This is a genomic window from Arenibacter sp. ARW7G5Y1 (assembly GCF_003201775.1).
In the GTDB taxonomy this organism is placed as follows: domain Bacteria; phylum Bacteroidota; class Bacteroidia; order Flavobacteriales; family Flavobacteriaceae; genus Arenibacter.
This window is the reverse complement of sequence record NZ_QJJZ01000002.1, coordinates 128718-149046: the sequence shown is the minus strand read 5'-3', so window position 1 is coordinate 149046 and position 20329 is coordinate 128718. Positions and strand designations below refer to the sequence as shown.

14 protein-coding genes are annotated in these 20329 nt (G+C 42.4%); 1 reads left to right on the top strand and 13 read right to left on the bottom strand.

Annotation, left to right across the window (positions count from 1 at the left end; all coding sequences use genetic code 11):
- The first annotated feature begins 98 nt into the window (after nucleotides 1-98).
- Nucleotides 99-1112 carry a LacI family DNA-binding transcriptional regulator gene (locus C7972_RS03865; protein WP_110354919.1) on the top strand — a complete coding sequence of 338 codons (1014 nt, stop codon included), beginning with the start codon at nucleotides 99-101 and terminating at the stop codon, nucleotides 1110-1112.
- Nucleotides 1113-1169: 57 nt separating this feature from the next.
- On the opposite strand, the gene C7972_RS03860 is transcribed toward C7972_RS03865, so the two are convergent.
- The 13 genes from C7972_RS03860 to C7972_RS03800 all read right to left on the bottom strand — a co-directional run bounded on the left by C7972_RS03860 (nucleotide 1170) and on the right by C7972_RS03800 (nucleotide 20307).
- A complete protein-coding gene (locus tag C7972_RS03860) occupies nucleotides 1170-2327 on the bottom strand; it encodes an alpha-hydroxy acid oxidase (RefSeq protein ID WP_110354918.1) in 1158 nt (385 codons plus the stop codon).
- 98 nt (nucleotides 2328-2425) lie between these two features.
- Nucleotides 2426-3685: a DUF6786 family protein gene (locus C7972_RS03855; protein WP_220020863.1), complete on the bottom strand. Its 1260-nt coding sequence runs from the start codon at nucleotides 3683-3685 to the stop codon at nucleotides 2426-2428.
- A gap of 31 nt (nucleotides 3686-3716) precedes the next feature.
- Nucleotides 3717-4046, bottom strand: coding sequence for an L-rhamnose mutarotase (locus C7972_RS03850; RefSeq protein WP_110354917.1), 330 nt, complete (start codon nucleotides 4044-4046; stop codon nucleotides 3717-3719).
- Between the two features lie 58 nt (nucleotides 4047-4104).
- On the bottom strand, nucleotides 4105-5415 hold the full coding sequence (fucP, locus tag C7972_RS03845; RefSeq protein WP_110354916.1) for an L-fucose:H+ symporter permease: 1311 nt from the start codon (nucleotides 5413-5415) through the stop codon (nucleotides 4105-4107).
- Nucleotides 5416-5474: 59 nt separating this feature from the next.
- Entirely contained in the window at nucleotides 5475-6257 is a 783-nt protein-coding gene (locus C7972_RS03840; protein WP_110354915.1) for an SDR family oxidoreductase, read from the bottom strand.
- A gap of 10 nt (nucleotides 6258-6267) precedes the next feature.
- Nucleotides 6268-8652, bottom strand: coding sequence for an alpha-L-fucosidase (locus tag C7972_RS24140; protein WP_258364763.1), 2385 nt, complete (start codon nucleotides 8650-8652; stop codon nucleotides 6268-6270).
- A 7-nt stretch (nucleotides 8653-8659) separates the two neighbouring features.
- Complete coding sequence (locus C7972_RS03830) at nucleotides 8660-10219, bottom strand: sulfatase (RefSeq protein ID WP_110354914.1); 1560 nt, start codon at nucleotides 10217-10219, stop codon at nucleotides 8660-8662.
- A 27-nt stretch (nucleotides 10220-10246) separates the two neighbouring features.
- Complete coding sequence (locus tag C7972_RS03825) at nucleotides 10247-11587, bottom strand: alpha-L-fucosidase (RefSeq protein WP_110354913.1); 1341 nt, start codon at nucleotides 11585-11587, stop codon at nucleotides 10247-10249.
- A gap of 23 nt (nucleotides 11588-11610) precedes the next feature.
- Entirely contained in the window at nucleotides 11611-13005 is a 1395-nt protein-coding gene (locus C7972_RS03820) for a sialate O-acetylesterase (RefSeq protein WP_110354912.1), read from the bottom strand.
- Between the two features lie 21 nt (nucleotides 13006-13026).
- Nucleotides 13027-15180, bottom strand: a complete 2154-nt coding sequence (locus C7972_RS03815; RefSeq protein ID WP_110354911.1) for a TIM-barrel domain-containing protein — start codon at nucleotides 15178-15180, stop codon at nucleotides 13027-13029.
- Between the two features lie 228 nt (nucleotides 15181-15408).
- Nucleotides 15409-16269 carry a fumarylacetoacetate hydrolase family protein gene (locus tag C7972_RS03810; protein ID WP_110354910.1) on the bottom strand — a complete coding sequence of 287 codons (861 nt, stop codon included), beginning with the start codon at nucleotides 16267-16269 and terminating at the stop codon, nucleotides 15409-15411.
- A gap of 90 nt (nucleotides 16270-16359) precedes the next feature.
- On the bottom strand, nucleotides 16360-17943 hold the full coding sequence (locus tag C7972_RS03805) for an arylsulfatase (protein WP_110354909.1): 1584 nt from the start codon (nucleotides 17941-17943) through the stop codon (nucleotides 16360-16362).
- 12 nt (nucleotides 17944-17955) lie between these two features.
- On the bottom strand, nucleotides 17956-20307 hold the full coding sequence (locus C7972_RS03800) for a PDZ domain-containing protein (protein WP_110354908.1): 2352 nt from the start codon (nucleotides 20305-20307) through the stop codon (nucleotides 17956-17958).
- Nucleotides 20308-20329: the final 22 nt, after the last annotated feature.

Sequence of the window (20329 nt, the reverse complement as noted above, 5' to 3'; positions counted from 1 at the left end):
CTTTTGAAAACCCTTCCCACAAACCAAATAACTTACTTATTAACAACATATTACCTACAGGATTGACCCCAACCCGTCAATTTTAACCTAAGACGAATATGAAACCTAAAACATCATTAAAGGATATTGCAAAAATTGTAGGGGTTTCCATACCCCTGGTTTCGTATGTATTGAGCAATAAAGGCAAGGAGAATAGGGTTTCCGAAAAAACCGCCAAAAGAATAAGGGAGGTAGCCAAGGAATTGAATTATCATCCCAACTGGAATGCGAGAAGCCTTAAGACCAATAAAACAAGGTCTATAGGAGTTATTGTGGCCGATATTTCAAACCCCTTCTTCTCCAATTTGGCAAGGACTATAGAGGACGAAGCCTTTTCCCAGGACTATACGGTAATTTTTGGATCTTCGGACGAAAAGGTGGAAAAATTCAATAAGGTGTTGGATTTTCTTAAAATGAGACAGGTAGATGGTTTTATCATCGCAGCGCCCGAAGGTTCCAGGGATATAATTGCCGATCTGGCCAAAGCCGGAATTCCCTTTGTATTGATAGATAGATTCTTCAATGACCTTACCACCAATTACGTAACCGTAGATAATTTTAAGGCCTCTATGCAGGCCACCAACTATCTTCTGGGAAAGGGAAACAAAAAAATAGGGGCTGTTCTTTACAAATCAACCTTACACCACTACAAAGAAAGACATCAGGGCTACGTAGAAGCCCTTAAACAGGCCGGCTTGCCCATTGATGCCCAACTTATAAAAAAAATTAATCACGGGTCCTTAAAAGTGGAAATGCAAAATGTTGTTAAAGAATTGGTACAGGACGCGGGAGTGGATGCCATTTATTTTCACACCAACACCCTAGCTGAGGAGGGCTTAACACAAATGTTGAGCCTGGACAGAAAGATACTTAAGAAGGTTGATGTGGTTGTATTCGATCAAAATTCATCCTACAATTTCTTAGAAGACCCTATCCCCTATCTCCATCAACCCATTAAGGAAATAGGACAAAAAGCATTGAGAATCCTTATAGAACAGATCCAGGAACCTACCCAAGCGCTACAACAGATATCCTTTGATACTAGATTGGAAAGCAGACCAATGGAGCCCTAAAATCCTTTAGGGGCCCAATGCCTACTGGACTGTAATATTTCTCAAGAAAAGGAATTACTAAATAAGGTGATTTGGGAAGTCCTTTACCTCCTCACAGCAAATCTGTTCCATTACTTGTTGTAATTCAGTTTTTAAAAGTGAAATGGTATGGTCCCCACCTTTGGCGCCCAATGCCGCTACCCCGTACATAAAGGACCGACCCATAAAAGTAAATTCCGCACCACTGGCCATGGTCCTGGCAATATCCGGACCACCTCTAAGGCCACTGTCCATCATCACCTTTATTTGGTCGCCATATTTTGCAGCTATTCTTGTTAACGGCTTTATGGTAGATTCGCCGGCATCCAATTGCCTACCCCCGTGATTGGAAACTATAATGCCATCCAATCCTAGTCTAATGGCGCTCTCCGCATCGGCCTCGTTAGCAACTCCCTTTATCACCAATTTACCCTTCCACATATCCCTTATCGGTTTTATCTTCTCCTCATTCAATCTTCCGGAAAAGGTTTTGTCCATGAATTTTCCCAATTGCGCCAAATCCAAGCCTTTGGGCATATAGGGCTTAAGGGTTTCAAAGTTGGGCTGACCGTGGATTAGGGTCTGCATTGCCCAATTAGGCTTGCCCATTATCTGCAATATATTCTTAACGGACATTTTTGGAGGCATGGCCAAACCGTTGCGAACGTCCCTAGGACGGAAGCCAAAAGTGGGCACATCGCACAAAATAACCAACACGGGGCATTCGGCCGCTTCGGCCCTTTTAATAATATCGTCCCTAACAACATCTTCTGTAGGATGATATAGTTGAAACCAGGCCCTCCCCTCGGTAATCTCACTTATGCGTTCTATACTACTGGTGGAAACCGTACTTAAAATAAACGGAATGTTATGTTCAAAGGCCGACTTAGCCAATATTTCAGGGGCATTGGGCCACATTAAACCCTGTAGTCCCACTGGCGCTATTCCAAAAGGAGCATCATAAACATGTCCGAACAATTCTGTCTTCATACTGGAACCGGTATGCTTGCTAAGATAATAGGGCAAGAGTTCTATGTCCCTAATTTCAGCCGTATTCTTATGTAAGTTTACATCTTCATTACAGCCCCCATCCAAGTATTCAAATGCGAACTTGGGAATCCTTTTTTGAGCTTTGTTCCTTAAATCAACAACGGATGGATATTTGCTATTGATCCTTATTTCCTTTTTTTTCTCCATGGCATTTTTATCTGCAATTGTTCTTGAATTTTTCTCTTTTAATTTCCCGCTCCCAAATTGCTATTGACAACTTACAGGGGATTGGATATTTTTCTTTATTACTCTCCCGATAATTCTTTAATGGATACTCCCAATATGCCTTTAGCCAGTTTCTCCAATTCTCCTTCGTTACCCACAAAATGAAAGGTCTGGTGGATATGGCTACTGCTTTCATTGGACTTCAGATCCATGGCAGGGGATGAACTTTCCAATTCATAAAATGGACCTAACCCACCACCATCGTTATAGGCATTTACCACATCGCCCGAAAAGGGAAACTCCTGCAACTCCCATAATGAATTAACGTAATCCATGGCACCTTCACGTAAGCTAAACTTGGCAATGGTAAGTACCTTGTTCTTTGCATCATAACTTCCCATGACCGGCAGGGCCCTTTGGGGGGAAATTCCAATCTTACCACGCTCTTTTCCGTCCGCCTTGAAAAATAGTACGCTATCTTTGACCTGTAATCGCTCTTTCGGAATTTTACCAAAATAATCGTCCGTTACCTTTTTGCCCAAAATGGCCTCATCCCCCTTTTTAAAAGGTATAATTATAGTGGTTTGATCCGAGGAATTGAACATGCTCAATATCCATATAGACAACAGACCTGTTTTCTTATCCCAATCTTCAGACCCTATATTGGTCAAACTGTTCTCGGAAGCAAATCCTACAATTTTTATGGATTCAGGAATACTGATTCCAAGGATTTGAGCGGTTTCCTCCCTGGTTAGAAGTGTAATATTCCTTTGAACACGTAAATTGAAAGTAGCTCCGGTATAATTCACCAGTTTCATTTCCCTCTCAAAAAAGGCCTTATCTTCACTTCTTCGCACCAAACCAAAGGCCTCGGTATCCAATTCCCTGGGAACGTACCAATTGTCCAACCCAAACTTGGCATCCTTTTCAAAGTAAAGGGCATACTGTCCGCCTTCAGGTCCTAACCAAAAACGCTCTTCGCCACCAGTGGGATTAAAGTGTTCTTTTATTTCTCCTGATGAAATAAGATCATGGTTGATCCACCCAAAGCTTTGGCCCTCATCACCAGAGGCAGTACTAGTCATGACCCGACCTTGGAGTTCCGGGGAAATCAAGATGCTCGACTCCCCATTTTCCAGCACCACCAAGTCTTTATAGTACCTGGACAAAAACTCCCGGTCATATCCAAATGAGCCTAAGGAAAACGCCACTTCGTCATTCGACAGGGCATTTGCACTTTGTTCATTTTTTGTTTTACAAGCCAATAAACTAAGAAAAGCGCAGAGTACTATTGATCTTAGAACAATTCCAAATCCGTAAAAGTTAACTCTACTTTCCATACCAGTTTAATTTAGTCTTTGCCTTTTAGTTTTATAATTGAAAAACCTTTTCCATCAACATCCATTTTTCCCCAGGTTTTGCAAATGGAAGTGCCTGTTGGTATTTCCACATCAATTCCTCCCACTTCTCATTTTCCGGATACTTGGCATCAATCTTTGCCTTTTTTTCAAAGGAAAAATTGTCATCCGCATCAATGATCATAAACATACGGTTCCCCACCCTATAGATTTCCATATCCTTTATACCGGATTCCCTTAGACTTTGAAGGATCTCTGGCCAAACTTTCTTATGGTAATCATCATAAGCCTTTATTAACTCGGGATCATCCTTAAGATCCAATGCCAAACAATATCTTTTCATTACTTTAATTTTTTTGGTTTATTATTACAAAAGCCACCCATGGGACCAGTCCCATTCCTTAGGCCTGTAGTTCATACTTTTTAAATACACGCAATCCGTACCATGCGATATAGACAAAGCAAAGTGCTGGAAGGATGAAAGAAAAATTCACCTCCGTAGCGCCCATAATCCGTATATCGTTTACGGCATTCCCCCCGGCATCAATAATCATCCCCTGAAGCTTTGGCATTAGGGCCCCACCTACGATTGCCATAACGAGACCTGCCGCACCAATCTTGGATTCTTCCTCATTGAGTCCGTTCAATGCAATACCATAGATAGTTGGGAACATAAGGGACATGAAAAAGGTAATTCCCACCAAACAGTACAAGCCAATCATACCTTCGATATAAATAGTTCCCAAACAACACAAGGTTGCAAAAACAGCAAAGTACATCAATAGTTTTCCCGGACTCATAAATCGCAACATATAGGTGCCAATGGCCCTACCCACCAAGAAAAGTATAAAGGCCGCAAATTGGTATGTTGCCGCATCTTCACTAGACATCCCAATAGCCTCTGCATACTGATAAATATAGGTCCAACACATGATCTGGGCACCTACATAAAAAACTTGGGCCAATACTCCAAGGACATATTTTTTATTTTTGAACAAGCCACTAAAAGTATCTCCCAAACTAGGTATGCCCCCTTCATCCTTGGCCTGGGGCATCTTACTTATTACTATCAATACAAATACGGCAAGGATTACCAATCCCAAAATAACGTAAGGGTCCCGAATCACCATTAAATCCGTAGTCCTGATCAAGGCCTTTTTTGCCTCTGCCAAGGATGAGTAATCCTCAATATCATCGGATTGCAATTTTTTAAGTACAAATTGCTGTGCCACCAACAATCCCAGTAATAATCCCACTGGATTAAAGGCCTGGGCCAAATTTAAACGCTGGGTGGCAGTTTCCGGGGCCCCCATAGCCAAAATATAAGGATTGGCAGTTGTTTCCAAAAATGCCAACCCGAAGGTAAGTACATAAAGCCCCAAACAAAAGAACCAAAATTGTTCCGTAATTGCTGCTGGATAAAATAATAAAGCCCCTCCTGCGTACAAGGCCAACCCAATTAACACCCCTACCTTATAAGAGTATTTACGCACAAAAAGCGCAGCGGGAAGGGCCATACAGAAATAGCCCCCATAAAAGGCCATTTGCACCCAAGCAGCTTGGGAATTGGATAGTTCCAATACCTTTTTAAAGGCTTGTACCATGGGATCTGTAACTGCATTGGCAAATCCCCAAAGGGCAAAAAGGGAGGTAATTAAAATAAAGGGAATAAGCACCTTTTTGGATACTACGGGCGGTCTTTGGTCTTTCATTGAATTGTTGATTATTGTTTTGTATTGATTTCTTATGCTTTAATTATTTATTCACATGTTTATGAAATTGAACGGTCCAAATGGGTATAACCTCCATCTACAAAGAGCAATTGCCCTGTAGTGTGGCTAGATCTATTGGAAAGTAAAAAGGCCACCGTACTGGCAATTTCCTCTGCAGTCGTCATTCTTTGTCCCAACGGAATTTTATCGGTTATGCCCTTTAATTTTTCTTCGGGATTATCAAAAGTCTTTATCCATCTATCGTATAATGGGGTATAGCATTCAGCCACAATAACTGCATTGACTCTTATATTATAGGGCAATAATTCCACTGCCCATTCCCGTGTAATGGCATTGCGCCCTCCATTGGCCGCGGCATAACCCGAGGTACCCCCTTGACCCGTTACCGAAGTCTTGGAACCGATATTAACAATGGCTCCCTGGGTTTTCTTTAGTTCTGGCAACGCATAATGTGCCATTAAATAATAATGGGTAAGATTACGGTTAATGGACCTCAGGAAATCTTCATAATTCCCATTCTCCAGTCCAACCCCATCATTGACTCCTGCATTATTAACGACGCCATCAATCTTACCAAATTTTTCCACTGTACTTTCCACAGCAAGTCTACATTGTTCCGGATCTGTAAGTTCTGCCGTCACAAATGAGGCTTTACCACCACTTCTTTCGATATCGGCAACCACCTCCAACATACTTTTTCTATCCCTACCAATAATGACCGGAATAGCTCCTTCAGCTGCCAATTGAACACTTATTCCCTTACCGATTCCTTTGGAACCTCCGGTTACTAAAATTACTTTATCCTTGAGTTGTAAATCCATTTTCCTTTATTTATAGTTCATTTTCCTCAACAAAATAGGCACTCATATTCCCAATTTGTACTAAACCGTCCGAATCTATAATTTTTATTCGTATTCTACTTAATTTTTCTGTATCAAATTTTTCTATTCTTTTATTGCCAATGCTCTCTCCACTGGCCAAGACGTTCCAACGGCCCTCAGAATAACCTTCAATTTGATACTTTCTTATTCTTTCCCCGTCAGCAATATTTTCCTGAAGTATCACATGGTTTATTTCCATGGGTTCTTTCAATTTTAATTCCAACAGATGCCCTTTCCCATTGGTACTTGCCAAGGGATTGGAAAATCTTCTTTTTATTTCATCTCCCCACTCCTTCAAACGCTGCACATCCGGCTCTGGCAGGAGTCCGTCAGGACCAGGGGTAAGCCCCATTATCAAAGTGGCGTTTCTTCCAACCGATTTATAGTACATATCCATTAAATTTTCCAAAGGAAATATGTGGGCCTCATCCCCTGGCTCCCAAAACCATTCATGACGGCCGTTAAATCCCCTTAAAGGAGCATCTGCCATGGCCGGCACCCAAAACCCGCCCTTGGGATCCCCTTCCTTCAGCAATTGAAAATTGTTGTCCGCTATTTTCTTTTTGGCACTTTCACCTGCTCCTGTAGCCCTATAGGGAAATGTGGACCAATTGGGATAGGCAACCGTGCCCGATTCGGAACCACCCCAGCGGGCCTCCGCCAATTGACCATTGTGGTAGAATAAACAATTTGGTTGATACTGCCTTACAATGGGCAATACGCCCGGGGCACCGTTTTTTGGATGGTCCGCACCCCCATCGAACCAGATTTCGAACAACTCTCCGTAATTGGTACAAATTTCCTTGACCATTCCCTCTACCATCCTGTTATACCATTCCTGGCGATTCTCCTTGAAGTCGCCCTCTCCATTTACTTTGAAGTCGTGCACCCCCAAAAAGGAATTCCACCTGATTCCTAGATATATCCCTGGCTTTATGCCGTATTTTCTACATGATGCAACAAAATCTGCCACTACATCCCCTTTCCCGTCCTTCCAATTCAAGGCTTTAACACTGTAAGGGTTTACTTTGGATTGAAACAATGCAAATCCGGTCTCATGGGTAGCTGTTAAAATGGCAAAATTGGCCCCGGCATCTTTGGCCGCTTTTACCCATTGGTCGGTATCCAATTTTTCAGGATTAAAAATTTGATAGTCTGCTACTGGATCAATCCTATTGTTTCCCTGCCCATATTTTATCCCATCAAACACATGCAGGTCATAATGGAAAACTACGCCCAACTCCGCCTCCTGCCATGCCAACTGTCTCTTGTTGGGGACGGGGAATTCATTTTTGATGATGGGGATAAAAACATTAAAGGATTCATCTCCTTTCTTTACCGCTACAGACAACACAATGGGCTCTCCGTTTTCCTGATATACAAAAGGACGTTCCATTCTATCTGGATTGATGACAGTCCCATCTTCCAATAAAATTTCTTTATTCTTAAGGACAAACTCATTGGCCTTTTCCCACTCGGTACCATTCACCGAAGTCACCAAGCCAATATAATTATGGGCATGAAAAACACCATAAAACCGGCCCCTATTTTTATCATACCAAATAGACATATCTTCGGTGTCCATATAATCTATTACCGGTTTCTCCTGAACCTCAAAAGGGCCATCGGGATGTTCCCCAACTGCAACTGCCTGGTTCCTGATAAATCTCTTTTCGTTGGGCTTATCACCCTTTACTATTAAATAGTACTTGCCATCCACACCCTTATCAATAGCCGGATTAACAGTAAGTGTGGTAATGGGTCCTGAGGGCTCCAGTAAAGGCTTATCCATTCTCCTCCAGGGTCCCTTCAAAGAATTTGATACCGCCACGCCCGTACGCTGGTTGGGACGTAATATTTTCCAATTGGGATGGTTGTAACCTGTTTTGGCGGTTTCCACCAATTCATTATCCGAATAAGCCCTATCACCCATATTGGTCGCTATGTAGTACAAATAATATTTCCCTTCAAAATATTTGATTTTTGGGTTATGCGCCGTAATGGCATCCCAATTCCCATTACCGCTACCACTGAGCACAGTCTCCTTATATTTCCATGGTCCCACCGGGTTTTTACTTGTGGCGTGGGCAATTTCGGAGTGGGTAAGCCACCCTCCAAAACCATATTCTTTTTTCCATCGGGAATAAAATAAATGGTATTTCCCTTCCTTTTCCTTGATTATGGAACCTCCCCAATTGTAGTATGCGTCTGTTTTAAAAATGTTATCCCTGGACACCTGTCCGAAATTATCGTATAGATATAAATCGTCCTCCCTGTTTTGGGCAAAAGCCAAAACAAAACAAAAGCAGCTAAGTACAAACAATCTTAACTTCATATTCCTTTTAGCTTTTGTAAGAATTTAAAATCTCATCGGGATAGGCAATCTGCTCTCCGGTATCCTTTCTATAAGGTATCTGGGCCCCTACTTTCCTTAAATATTCCGATAATATCACGGCCAACTCCCTTGCTTTTTCGGGCTGCTCTTTTATTAGATTCTTGGTTTCCCCTATATCTTCTTTAATATTGAACAACTCCATACTGCCGTCCCTATAATAATAAATAAACTTCCAGTCGCCCACCCGGGTACTACTTGAAGCCCCAATTCCGGGACCAGATCGCCCCCATTCGTTGGGATAATGCCAAAATAAGGGCCGGTCACCAATAGCTCCCTTTCCCGAAAGTACTGGGACAAAACTAATGCCGTCTACCTTCTGTACTGATTCATAACTCTTAGCCCCTGCCATTTCCATAATGGATGGGTAGAAATCTTCGATTATAACTTGTTGGTCAGTAATGGAATTAGGCACTGTTTTTCCCGGCCATTTTACCAACATAGGTTCTCTAATCCCACCTTCGTGGGCAGAGCCTTTTCCGCTGCTCAAGGGTTTATTATGGGTGTGCTTTTTTCCTCCCCTGGCCCCGGCGCTGAGCCCACCATTGTCCGACATAAAAAGGATTATAGTATTGTCACTAATCTTCTTATCATCCAGGTAATCCATAATATCCCCCAGGCTCTTGTCCATTCCCTCTACCAAGGATGCATATTTAGCTTCGGTGGAATCCAGCCCCTTATCGTAGTATTTTTGAACAAATCTACTATCCGCCATAATGGGGGTATGGACTGCATAATGTGCCATATACAAAAAGAAGGGTTGTTTTTTTTCCAAGGCGGAATCCATGGCCTGTTTTGCCTCTTGGGTAATGGCCTCGGTTAGAAATATATCCTTGCCATGGTATTTCTCCAATCCAGGTACGGCCCAAACTTTCTTTCCTGCTTTCCCATTCCCAAAATTTTCCTTACCTAAATAACTTCCTGGAGCTCCTGCAGCATGTCCGGCTATATTTACAACAAAGCCAAGGTTCAAAGGATCTTCCCCTGGAGTGCCAATAGCTCCCAAATGGGCTTTCCCGGAATGTATGGTAAAGTACCCCGCCTCTTTCAACAATTGAGGCAAGGGAGTGGCATGCACCGCTTTTTCAGTACTGGCAACCGGACTTAACCCATTTACGTTCCACTCTGGAAATTGGAGTACCTTATGGTTGGTTTCCATGGGTTGCAATTTATCTTTATGTAAGGTCCAGTTGGTTACCCTGTGTCTGGCCGCATTCATCCCTGTCATTAGACTAACACGTGTTGGTGAACATACCGCAGTAGCGTAAGCCTGGGTAAATTTCATCCCTTCTCTAGCCAATCGCTCCATATTTGGGGTTTGATAAATATCATTATAAGTCGTTCTTTGACTCCAAAAAGGTACAGATGTATCTTGCCATCCCATGTCATCCACTAAGAATAATACAATATTTGGTGGTTGGGTTTTATTGGCATTAATAGGTTTTGTGGTCTCCTTACATCCCAATATTAGAAGTCCAATGCTTAAAACCCTAAGTAAATGTCTTTTCATCTGTTAAAAATTTTTTCTATTCAAGGCTTAGTTGCTCTCTATTACTGCACCATCTTCGCGATAAAGATCTACCTTACCATCCAACAAAACGGCCAGGACGGTCATGTTTTCATCCAGAACATGTTCCGGCAACTTTATATAGTTAATCCCTGGGTAATGGCTCCAATATACCTTGCCAATAACCTGATGTGATAACTTTGTCCCCTCCCCCACAACATAAATTCGATTGATCCTATTTTTAAGTCCTCGTATAACTACCTCGCCATTCGAATTGCCCTTCACGAACAAATAAAGAATTTTCCCATCTTTGGATAAGGTTGTAGGACCATAAAAATGTTCTTTGGGAATCCCGGAACGCGTACCATAGATAGCCTCCTTATGTTTGTTGGTCCACCGTCCCAAACCTTCCAAAATCGCAACCTGTTCCTCAGGAATACTGCCATCGCCCTTGGGACCTATATCCAGTAACATATTGCCTCCGTTACCTATTACATCGGCAAAAATTCCAATAATCTGGTCCGTAGTTTTGTAGTTGTGATCGTTTTTTTGAAAACCCCAGGAATCGTTCATAGTAAGGCATAGTTCCCAAAATTTGTTCTTTGGTCTGGTAATGGGCATCCCTTGTTCCGGAGTGGCGTAATCCCCTTGTTCCCGTAATCTGGAGTTCAAAATGGTATTGGGATTCTTGTCAAAAAGCATTTGTCGCACCTTGGGCACTTCCCATTCCTCCGAATTGTGCTCCCAATCCCCATCAAACCAATAAAGGTCGGGATCGTAATTATGGGACAATTCCTTTAATTGCCCTTGATAATAGTTTAGGAACTTGTTCCATCGTCTTGGTTCTTCGGAAATTTTATATCTAATGGAATCCCTAGTAAAGTGGGTATAGTCATGGTATGACCAATCGGGCAAGGAGTAATAAATGCCCACCTTTATCTTATTGTTTCGGAGTTCGGAAACAAAGGGCGTTAACACATCCTTTTTTGCCGCCGAGCTCTTAACGGCGTTAAAATCTCCAAATTTAGTATCCCAAAGGGCAAAGCCTTCGTGATGTTTGGCAGTGATCACCGAATATTTGGCGCCACTGCGTTTAATTAAATCGGCCCAGGCTTTTGGGTCGTATTTTTTGGCGGTGAACCCCTTGGTTTGCTTTAGATAATTTTCATGGGAAATATAACCATTGTAAAACGACCAGGATTCATCGATCCCGTTTACGGAATACAAGCCCCAATGGATAAAGATTCCCAATTTGGCGTCTTTAAACCATTGCATCTTTTGCTCGTTCCGCAGAACGGTATCACCTGCTTGCTCTTGGGCTAAATTTGTCGCGATCGACATTATAAATAAAGTGGTAATAAGTCTCTTCATGTGTAAAAACTAAGTAATTTAAACTATTCCAATTCCCAATTATCCGTTCTAAAAGCCGTAGCTGGCAAGCCCGCTAAATTAAATAGATTGGGCAATGCCCCATTGGTAAAAGCAAATCGGACCGCTGCTGGTTTTTTGACCTTTGAAGAAGACACCTCTACCGTATTACCCCTAATTTTGGCCTTGGCGGGATAAAACACCCCGTCTTCCCCGGCAATAAAAAACTCGCGTAAGTCCTTGCCTTTTTGCATTAAACCCGTTTCGGCATAATCGAAACTGAGGACAATTTTTTTATTTTTAATTTCCTTGGACCTGTACACAGGTCCCGAATATTGCATCCCTTCCTTTCCATAGGTTTTGGCCAATGCCCAAAGTGCCAAACGATACCCTACATCCTGCTTGTTTGTGGGATGTATATTTTCCAAATTACCAATATCATTGGTAACCACCATACCCGTATTGTCCAAATTTTGCATTGTATACAATTGCGCATCCCTTACATGTGCCGCATCCGTATCCATGGGATCATCATATTTATATGGGGCTATCTGCACAAAATAAAAGGGTAGATCTTTGCCCCATTCCTCCCTCCAGGATTCGATCATCAAGGGAAAGGATTTGTAATAGGAAACCGGGTTTACCCTATTGGATTCCCCTTGGTACCAAATACAACCTGCTATTTTGAATTTAGTAATGGGGTGTATCATGGCATTATAGGCCAAGCCCGGCTTACTGGGCCACCAGGCAACTTCATTCAGTTTCTTGGCCGCTTCCTTTAATTGGGCATCTTGGGTAATTAATTCCTTTTTTAACCAAACTTCCACTGGCGTACCACCCCAACTGGAGTTGATAACACCTACAGGGACACTCAAATTTTGATGCAGCTCCCTACCAAAAAAATAAGCTACGGAACTAAATTTCTCCATAGTTCCGGGCGTGCAAACCTCCCATTTACCCCTTAGTTGGTCCTGGGGGTTGTCCGATATTTGCTGCGCTACCTGAAAAAACCGTATTTCTGGGTAATTGGCATTTTTTATTTCTTCTTCCGCATTGTCCAAACCGTGTTTTGGGGTCCATTGCATATTGCTTTGTCCGGAACCCAGCCAAACTTCGCCTATCAGGACATTCCTCAACTCCAATTTCTCGTGGCCTTCCACAATTACACTGTACGTACCTCCGGCCTTAGGTGTAGGCAATTGCAAGGACCAAACCCCTTGAAACGCCTTGGTGGTCACTTTTTCATTGTTCCAAGTACCATAAACCGTAATCTCCTCGCTGGTAGCTGTGGTCCACCCCCAGATAGTAACGTTCGACTTTTGTTGCAGCACCATATTATCCGAAAGAATGGAAGGAAGCCAGATTTCTCCATAGGTATTGGAGGCAAAAAGCAAGAGCAACAATCCCAATAGTTTTTTCATATTTCAGTTCTTATATAGATATTATTTGGTTTTAAAATCCCAGGTCACCTTTTTGTTATAGCTATATGGCTTCCCTTTTTCAGGGCTACCTATGGTGCCTACAAGTTTTCCTTTGCGGTCCTTTTTGACCTGTATTTCTACATTGGTAAATTGTCCCTTTTCAAAATCGAAACTTAGTCCGTCATCATCGTAAAGAGTATACTTTCCTTCTTTTGTTCCGTAATGCCGAATAATCAAATCTACTTTCTCGCCCAATTTTGGAGCCTGTCTCCTAACCGGTCGCATAGGAATTATACCCCCATCCCTGACAAACAAGGGAATTTTTTCCAAACCGGGAGCAACTGTAATCACTTCATTTTCACCTACGAAATTACCGTCGTAGAAATCGAACCATTTTCCTTTGGGCAGGATTACCTTTCTCTCCTTTTCGCCTTCGAACATGGGGGCCACCAAAATATTGTCGCCCATCATATACTGATCCTTTATTTCACTTTTAATGGCTACTTTATAGGGATTGTCCGTAGAGTCCAATTCCCCTTCGGCTATCTCTTGGTCATAGGAAAATCCGTCTACCAAATTCATGGCCCTAAAAGGTGGTAACCCTTCAAAATGATATTGGGAAAAGGTAGAATAAATATAAGGCAATAACTGCATCCTTAAATTGGCCACATCCCGTACCGCCTCTTCCACTTCGGGAAATGACCATGGCTTGGTACCGTCTGCCCAGGCATTCAGCATGGCCATAGGTGAAAAGCAAACAGATTGCATTCTCCTTAACCACTCCTCGGCCGTCTTGGAAGCTCTTACCTCCGGCGTCCAAAGCACTCCAATAAAACTGCTATTTACCAGGGCCGTTATAAAATCCCTGTGGCTGTAATAATCATTGTAAATAACGTAGGGCAAGGAACTTGCCCCGGCGTTGGACGCCCTTACCAAACCGTAGGTTCTCTGATTTCTTTCTTTGAACCATTTGGCCGTCATGTCCTGAATCAACAGTCCGTAAACCTGTCTCATTTGTTCGCCACTATAGCCTGATGGAAACGTAGCTACATCTGGCCAAATCCAAAAATCAAAACCATCCACCTCATCTATTTTATAACCGCTAACCCCTAGGTCCAAATGATTTTGAACAAAGTGTGCCTTCAAAATATCCCGGGTTTCGGGAAGCATCAAATCGGGCACTATACCGTTCCACACCGTATGCGAAGCGGAGAGACCCTTTAATTTCGGATATAGGGAACCTTCTGGGGACACATAGGGGTTCAACCATAAATTTGTTCTAATCCCATCCTCCAACAATTCATTATTGAACCTCTTTGGGTCAGGGAATCTTGTACTGTCCCATTCAAATGTACAGGGATAGGCCATACTGTGCCAGCCCGGTTCCACTCCAATAAAATCTAATGGGAAATCGTGATCTTTAAACTCTTGGGCTTCTTGGGCAATATCAGCCTGACTGTAAAGCGTAGGTACCCTCTGGGTAAAACCAAGGCCCCATTTCGGGGGAATATAACCACCTCCGTTATATAAATTATAACGTTGTACGGCCTCCATAGGGGTAGAACCGCCATATACATAGACATCGGTTCCCTTTGCCGGCACCAAAATCTCCACGGCATCGGAATAAGGTTGCGCCTGCCAATGGGGATCAGTGTTCCTGTCCCTCAAAACCGGTTTATCATCGGCCTCCACCCTAACACCCGTTCCGGCGTACACCGTAATATATCTGGCCGCGTCTATCAACACTCCATACCCTTTGGAAGATACATAAAAAGGAACCGGGGCGTGCGTACGGCCATCATCGCGACCACCGTAATGATCCACATGCAATTGCATGATACGGCCTCTCTGGTGTACTGTTTTAAAGTTGAGTCCCAAGCCATAAATTTGCTCTTCCCTGGTCAGCGGAAACTGCAAATAGGTCTTCCCGTCCACTATTTTAGTTTTGATCCTATCTTTTTGAAAAGGAAAATCGGCGGCGGGCAATCTGTTTAGAGCCTTTACCATGGGCTCTATATCCGCAGCCCGAAGCAAGCTTATATCCTCCGGATCCCCTATACTGGCTTTCCAAATTCCATTTTCGATCTCGGTCCATTCCAACTTCTGTCCATATGTTGTGGCAACCTTAATAGTAGCCAATAGACACAATATAATTACCTGGAATTTGGATTTCATGTTAGTTTCGTTTTTAAATTAAGTTTCCACTATAGATTTTGTGTGGCGTACAAAACCGATGACCTTTCGATCCCGCTCGAAGGAACACTAAAGGATAAAATATTGTCCGGTACGGCCTGCCTATCCGCAGACAGGCAAAGGCAGGACCTGAACAATTCAAAAATTAAAATATGTGATCGGGATGGACCCGTCCACATATATTAGGGTACATTAAAAATAAGTTTGGTTTTATTTCCCGCTATAGGCCCTTGCAGTTTGCTTGGAACTTCCAAGCCCTTCAATGCCCAATTCTACCACGTCCCCAGCTTTTAAGTATTTAGGGGGGTTGAATCCTAATCCTACTCCAAAAGGAGTCCCAGTTGAAATAATATCCCCTGGCAAAAGGGTCATAAACTGACTGATATAACTCACCACCTCTTGCACATTAAAGATAAAATCGGAAGTTGAACTATCCTGTACGGTTTCCCCATTTAGTTTTAACCACAAATGTAAATTGTTAGGGTCCTTAATTTCCTCTTTGGTGGCAATGAAAGGTCCTACAGGAGCAAAAGTGTCACAACTTTTTCCTTTAACCCATTGTCCTTCACGTTCTATTTGAAAGGCCCTTTCACTGTAGTCGTTGTGCAACACATAACCGGCAACATGATCCAAAGCGTTGGCTTCCGAAACATAGGACGCCTTTTTGCCAATAACTACGGCCAGCTCCACTTCCCAATCCGTTTTTTCACTTCCTTTTGGAATAATCACGTCATCGTTAGGGCCAACCATTGCGGAGGTAGCTTTAAAGAACAATACCGGCTCCTTAGGAACTGCCATTCCGCTTTCTGCTGCGTGTTTGGCATAATTAAGACCCACACATACAATTTTTGATGGTCTCACCAGGGGTGCACCCAAACGTACATCATTAGCCACTTTAGGACAACTACCTTCATTTTTTGCCAACCAATCTTCTAGCTGGGCCAAGCCATCCGTTCCAAAGAAATCCTCGTTATAATCCCTTCCAAAGGCCGATACGTCCAATCGGGTACCATTTTCCAATTGCACTCCCGGCTTTTCCTTTCCTACTTCTCCAAATCTTATTAGTTTCATTTGTCTCTATTTATTGAATTACTATTAATATAATTTTTGCTTATGGTTTTGGGAATAAATATTCAAATTAAGCAATTTCAAATTTTCAAATCAATTATAAAATACCTTCAATTGTTTCCAATCCTTAGTACCATATCCTTCAGGGTCGTTCTTTTGCTTTTCCCCAATCCTACTTCTTCCATTTTCAATATAAGAGACCAATAGTCTGGTCAGGGCACTTTCCACTTCATGAAACTGACCGTAAACATTATTTTCTTCCCGGGGGTCCTTGCTCAGGTCATACAACTGAAATTTGGGGAGGTCGCCTATACCTTCCGAATTAGGTTTGGGATCACTCCATCCACCAGAACCCGGGCAGAAAATCATTTTCCAATTTTCCTTTCTTATGGCAAAACTGCCGTTGATGGAATGATGTACCGTTGCCTCCCTATGATAATCTTTGGACGCTGGATCGGTCAACAGTGGTAAAAAGGAAAAGCTATCCTCACCTTCGTCATCCTCCAATTCAACATTCACTATATCTGCACAGGTAGCCAACAAATCCGTGGTGCATATGGTCTTATCCGATTGGGTATTCGGCTTAATCTTTGCGGGCCATTTTACCATAAAGGGCACACGGTGTCCACCTTCAAAAATATCTGCCTTATGGCCTCTTAAAATTCCATTGGGACTATGCCCCTTGGCCATCATTTCATTAATCTTGGCGGCAGGGGAACAACCATTATCACTGGTAAAGATCACCATGGTATTATCTTCGATCCCTGCTTCCCTTAACACCTCTGTCAATTGTCCCATATAGTCATCGATCATCATCATAAAATCCCCGTATGGATTTAGATTACTTTTTCCCTTCCATTCGTCGGTAGGTAAAATGGGGGTATGGGGCGAAGGCAATGCCAAATACAAAAAGAAAGGAGACTTTTCTTGGGATTTTTCTTTGATATAGCCAAAGGATTTTCTAAAGAAGTTGGGGGTAACATCATCAAAATCAAAATCCCGGGCAGTAGGCCCTTTACGCCACCAACCATACTTATCCTTGCTTTCTGTAACGGTATCAGGGACCATGGTCGGCATACCGTTTTCCACATAAACATATGGCGCCATATCCAAGGAACCACAGTGCCCATAAGAATATTTAAAACCAAGGCCTTTTGGTGAATTCTTAACTTCTTTGGAAAAATCTATATTATCAAAATCCTCTGCATTCCAACCTTCACCTGATTCTAAACTAGGATTTTTAAGAGCCCAGTCCCATCCCAGGTGCCATTTGCCAATAAATGCAGTTTCGTAGCCCTCCTTTTTAAGCAAGGAGGCCACGGTAGTTCTATTTTTAGGAATCAATGCCTTGGAATTTCCGGTAAGGACCGAACTTTTTAATGGACTCCTCCAATTGTACCTTCCGGTAATAATTCCATATCGCGTAGGGGTACAAACAGAGGAAGAGGTATGGGCATCCGTGAATATTATCCCTGCAGATCCCATAGCATCCAGATTGGGTGTTTTTATCTTACTGTCAGGATTATAGATTGCTATATCACCATATCCGAGGTCATCCGCCAAAACATAAATAATATTCGGCTGTTTTTCAACATTTGTGGATCTTTTGCCATTAAGGCCATAGATGGTTCCACCAATCAAAACTGCAACAATAAAATACTTATACCAACCCTTCATAATTCCAATCCATTATTTTTTAGTCGTCAATGAAATCTGCCTTTCTTTTTGATTCCTAAATATAGTTAGATTCAATTTCCCTTTCCAATTATTATTTTGGTAAGTTTTCATTAAATCTGCCACCGTATTTATTTCATCGCCTTCGGCGGATATAATAACATCCCCTACCTGAAGCGGGGATTTGCTTATAACAGTCTGCGGTTCTATGGCCAATACAAGGACACCTGCTGTCTTGTTTAGGCCTGAAGCCGACCTCTCGGCCATTGTAGTTACACTTTTGATTTGTGAACCCAACCATTGGACCACTGCGTCCCCTTCACCGCTATCACCAAAAAACATGGTAGGTATTGTAGGGGTTTTGGCCAAGGATTTGAGCTCAATATCGGTAACCCCAAAACTATCCATATCTATGTTTTTAAACCCTATTTCAAAGGCAGGCGATTCCTCTTTAACCGTATAATTCCCCAATTTTGCATCAACAAATAATGCATCACCAAAAATACTGTGTTTGTCCACCCCTTTTTTTTGGGTTTGTTTCAGGCTTGCCTCATCTGGAAAAAGATTATAATCCACTTCCTTGCCCCAATCCTGTAGTCGTATATCCTTGTGTTCCGTAAATACAATATTATGTTTAAAAACATCCCCACTACTCTTAAACCACACATGTGGGTGGAAACCATTATTAATGGTAATGTTGTTTTCCACGGTGCGATAAAATCCTTCCCTCAATTTAATTCCACCATTTAAACACAGATTGTTGTATATATGGTAATTGGAGGCTCCGTCATCCAAATCTATATCCCAGCCATGATCGCAGCGAAACCTATTATTTCTGATTACGGTAGTGTGAATGGCATCCCATTTGGGCATTTCTGGGTTGGCGGCTACTATTTCATTCAAAGTCTCGCGATTAGGGTGCCAAAACCGGTCCCTGCCCCAAGAATTAAAAGCCCCATGATCTCCAGATTCCAAGACAGTATTAAATACATCATTGTATTCAATTATATGTCCGCCCCAAGTGCCATCGCCAATATTGATTCCCGCTCTGGGAACGTCATATATACTATTGTGACTAACCGTAATATCCATGGCCATGGCAATCTGTACCCCGGCCGTTTGCTTTTCTACCCTTCCTATTCGATATATTAGATTGTTCTCCGCTATGGATTTGCTGGGGTATTTGTTTGATTTTGGCCCGGGAACGGTATCCATTTCCACCATAGGAACAAATTCATCGTATTGGAACGATGGTGATCTCACGGCTTCGGGACTACCTACAAAACTGATACCAGACGCCCCAATGTCATGTATATGGTTGTTGGAAATGGTCACGTCCCTGTTGAAGTTATTAACCAAAATAGCATTCCCCCCCAAATTGGTCAGTTCGCAATTTCCAATTTTCACGTTTTGTGTCCCTTCAAGAATAATGGCCGCCCCTCTATAAAAGGTCCAATCGCTTCTCAACAATGGCTCATACTTTTCCATAAAAGTACGCTGGGCATGTTCAAACCTTATTCCGCTTATTTCTATATCCCGAACTGGATTCTCCTCAGAGCCCACTATTTCCAGCAAATGTTTTTGTTGGACCCCTTCTATCAAGACATTCCCAATGTCCGTTCCCTCGGTAGGCCAATAATATAATTTATGATCCCTATCCATGAACCATTCGCCGGGAGCATCCAATTCCTCGAATACATTTTCTACCATACGATACTTGGCGTGCATTTTTGAGGGACGATTATTCTGATTCCCTCCGGACAATATAAGGTCCCCATTTTCATCAATCCCTGTGGAAACATAGTGAAATCCGCCCCACTCCCCACTATGCATAGCATGGACTATAACCCCGATGTAATTGTCCCAGGTCTTTATCCTCTCTGGGGAAATAGCATCTTCGGCATGTCCTTGCCAATGCCCGCCATTCTCATCGTAATTGGGGTAACGCGCCAATATTTGCTTATGCCCGTTAACAAACAGCTGATCAAAATCATCCTCTTTCTGTAATTGTGCCACCCAAATATGGTCATTAAACTTTTCCCATTGAGGGTTGAGCAATTTGGACCCCTTAACCACAGACTTCCCAACGCCTTCCCCAATAATATTCAACGGGCCAATTTCTGGTGATATTCTAATGGGCGCGCTTATTCTATATTCCCCTTCCATTAGATGAAGGGTCAGGGTATTTTTGTTTCGCTCTTTGCGAAGTTGGTCCACAGCATTTATCCCTTCATTGATAGTGCCAAATACCAGCTCTCCATTTTTATAAATCTCCCTATTGGCAGTTATATAAATGTCAGAGACCGATGGTGAACAACCAATTAAGGATAGGGCAAATACAAAATAATATAAGGCCTTTTGTTTCATTATATTTTAGTAAGAAATCATA

Coding starts and splice junctions, on each gene's coding strand:
- C7972_RS03865 (WP_110354919.1), top strand. CDS start 99: ATGAAACCTAAAACATCATTAAAGGATATTGCAAAAATTGTAGGGGTT.
- C7972_RS03860 (WP_110354918.1), bottom strand. CDS start 2,327: ATGGAGAAAAAAAAGGAAATAAGGATCAATAGCAAATATCCATCCGTT.
- C7972_RS03855 (WP_220020863.1), bottom strand. CDS start 3,685: ATGGAAAGTAGAGTTAACTTTTACGGATTTGGAATTGTTCTAAGATCA.
- C7972_RS03850 (WP_110354917.1), bottom strand. CDS start 4,046: ATGAAAAGATATTGTTTGGCATTGGATCTTAAGGATGATCCCGAGTTA.
- fucP (WP_110354916.1), bottom strand. CDS start 5,415: ATGAAAGACCAAAGACCGCCCGTAGTATCCAAAAAGGTGCTTATTCCC.
- C7972_RS03840 (WP_110354915.1), bottom strand. CDS start 6,257: ATGGATTTACAACTCAAGGATAAAGTAATTTTAGTAACCGGAGGTTCC.
- C7972_RS24140 (WP_258364763.1), bottom strand. CDS start 8,652: ATGAAGTTAAGATTGTTTGTACTTAGCTGCTTTTGTTTTGTTTTGGCT.
- C7972_RS03830 (WP_110354914.1), bottom strand. CDS start 10,219: ATGAAAAGACATTTACTTAGGGTTTTAAGCATTGGACTTCTAATATTG.
- C7972_RS03825 (WP_110354913.1), bottom strand. CDS start 11,587: ATGAAGAGACTTATTACCACTTTATTTATAATGTCGATCGCGACAAAT.
- C7972_RS03820 (WP_110354912.1), bottom strand. CDS start 13,005: ATGAAAAAACTATTGGGATTGTTGCTCTTGCTTTTTGCCTCCAATACC.
- C7972_RS03815 (WP_110354911.1), bottom strand. CDS start 15,180: ATGAAATCCAAATTCCAGGTAATTATATTGTGTCTATTGGCTACTATT.
- C7972_RS03810 (WP_110354910.1), bottom strand. CDS start 16,269: ATGAAACTAATAAGATTTGGAGAAGTAGGAAAGGAAAAGCCGGGAGTG.
- C7972_RS03805 (WP_110354909.1), bottom strand. CDS start 17,943: ATGAAGGGTTGGTATAAGTATTTTATTGTTGCAGTTTTGATTGGTGGA.
- C7972_RS03800 (WP_110354908.1), bottom strand. CDS start 20,307: ATGAAACAAAAGGCCTTATATTATTTTGTATTTGCCCTATCCTTAATT.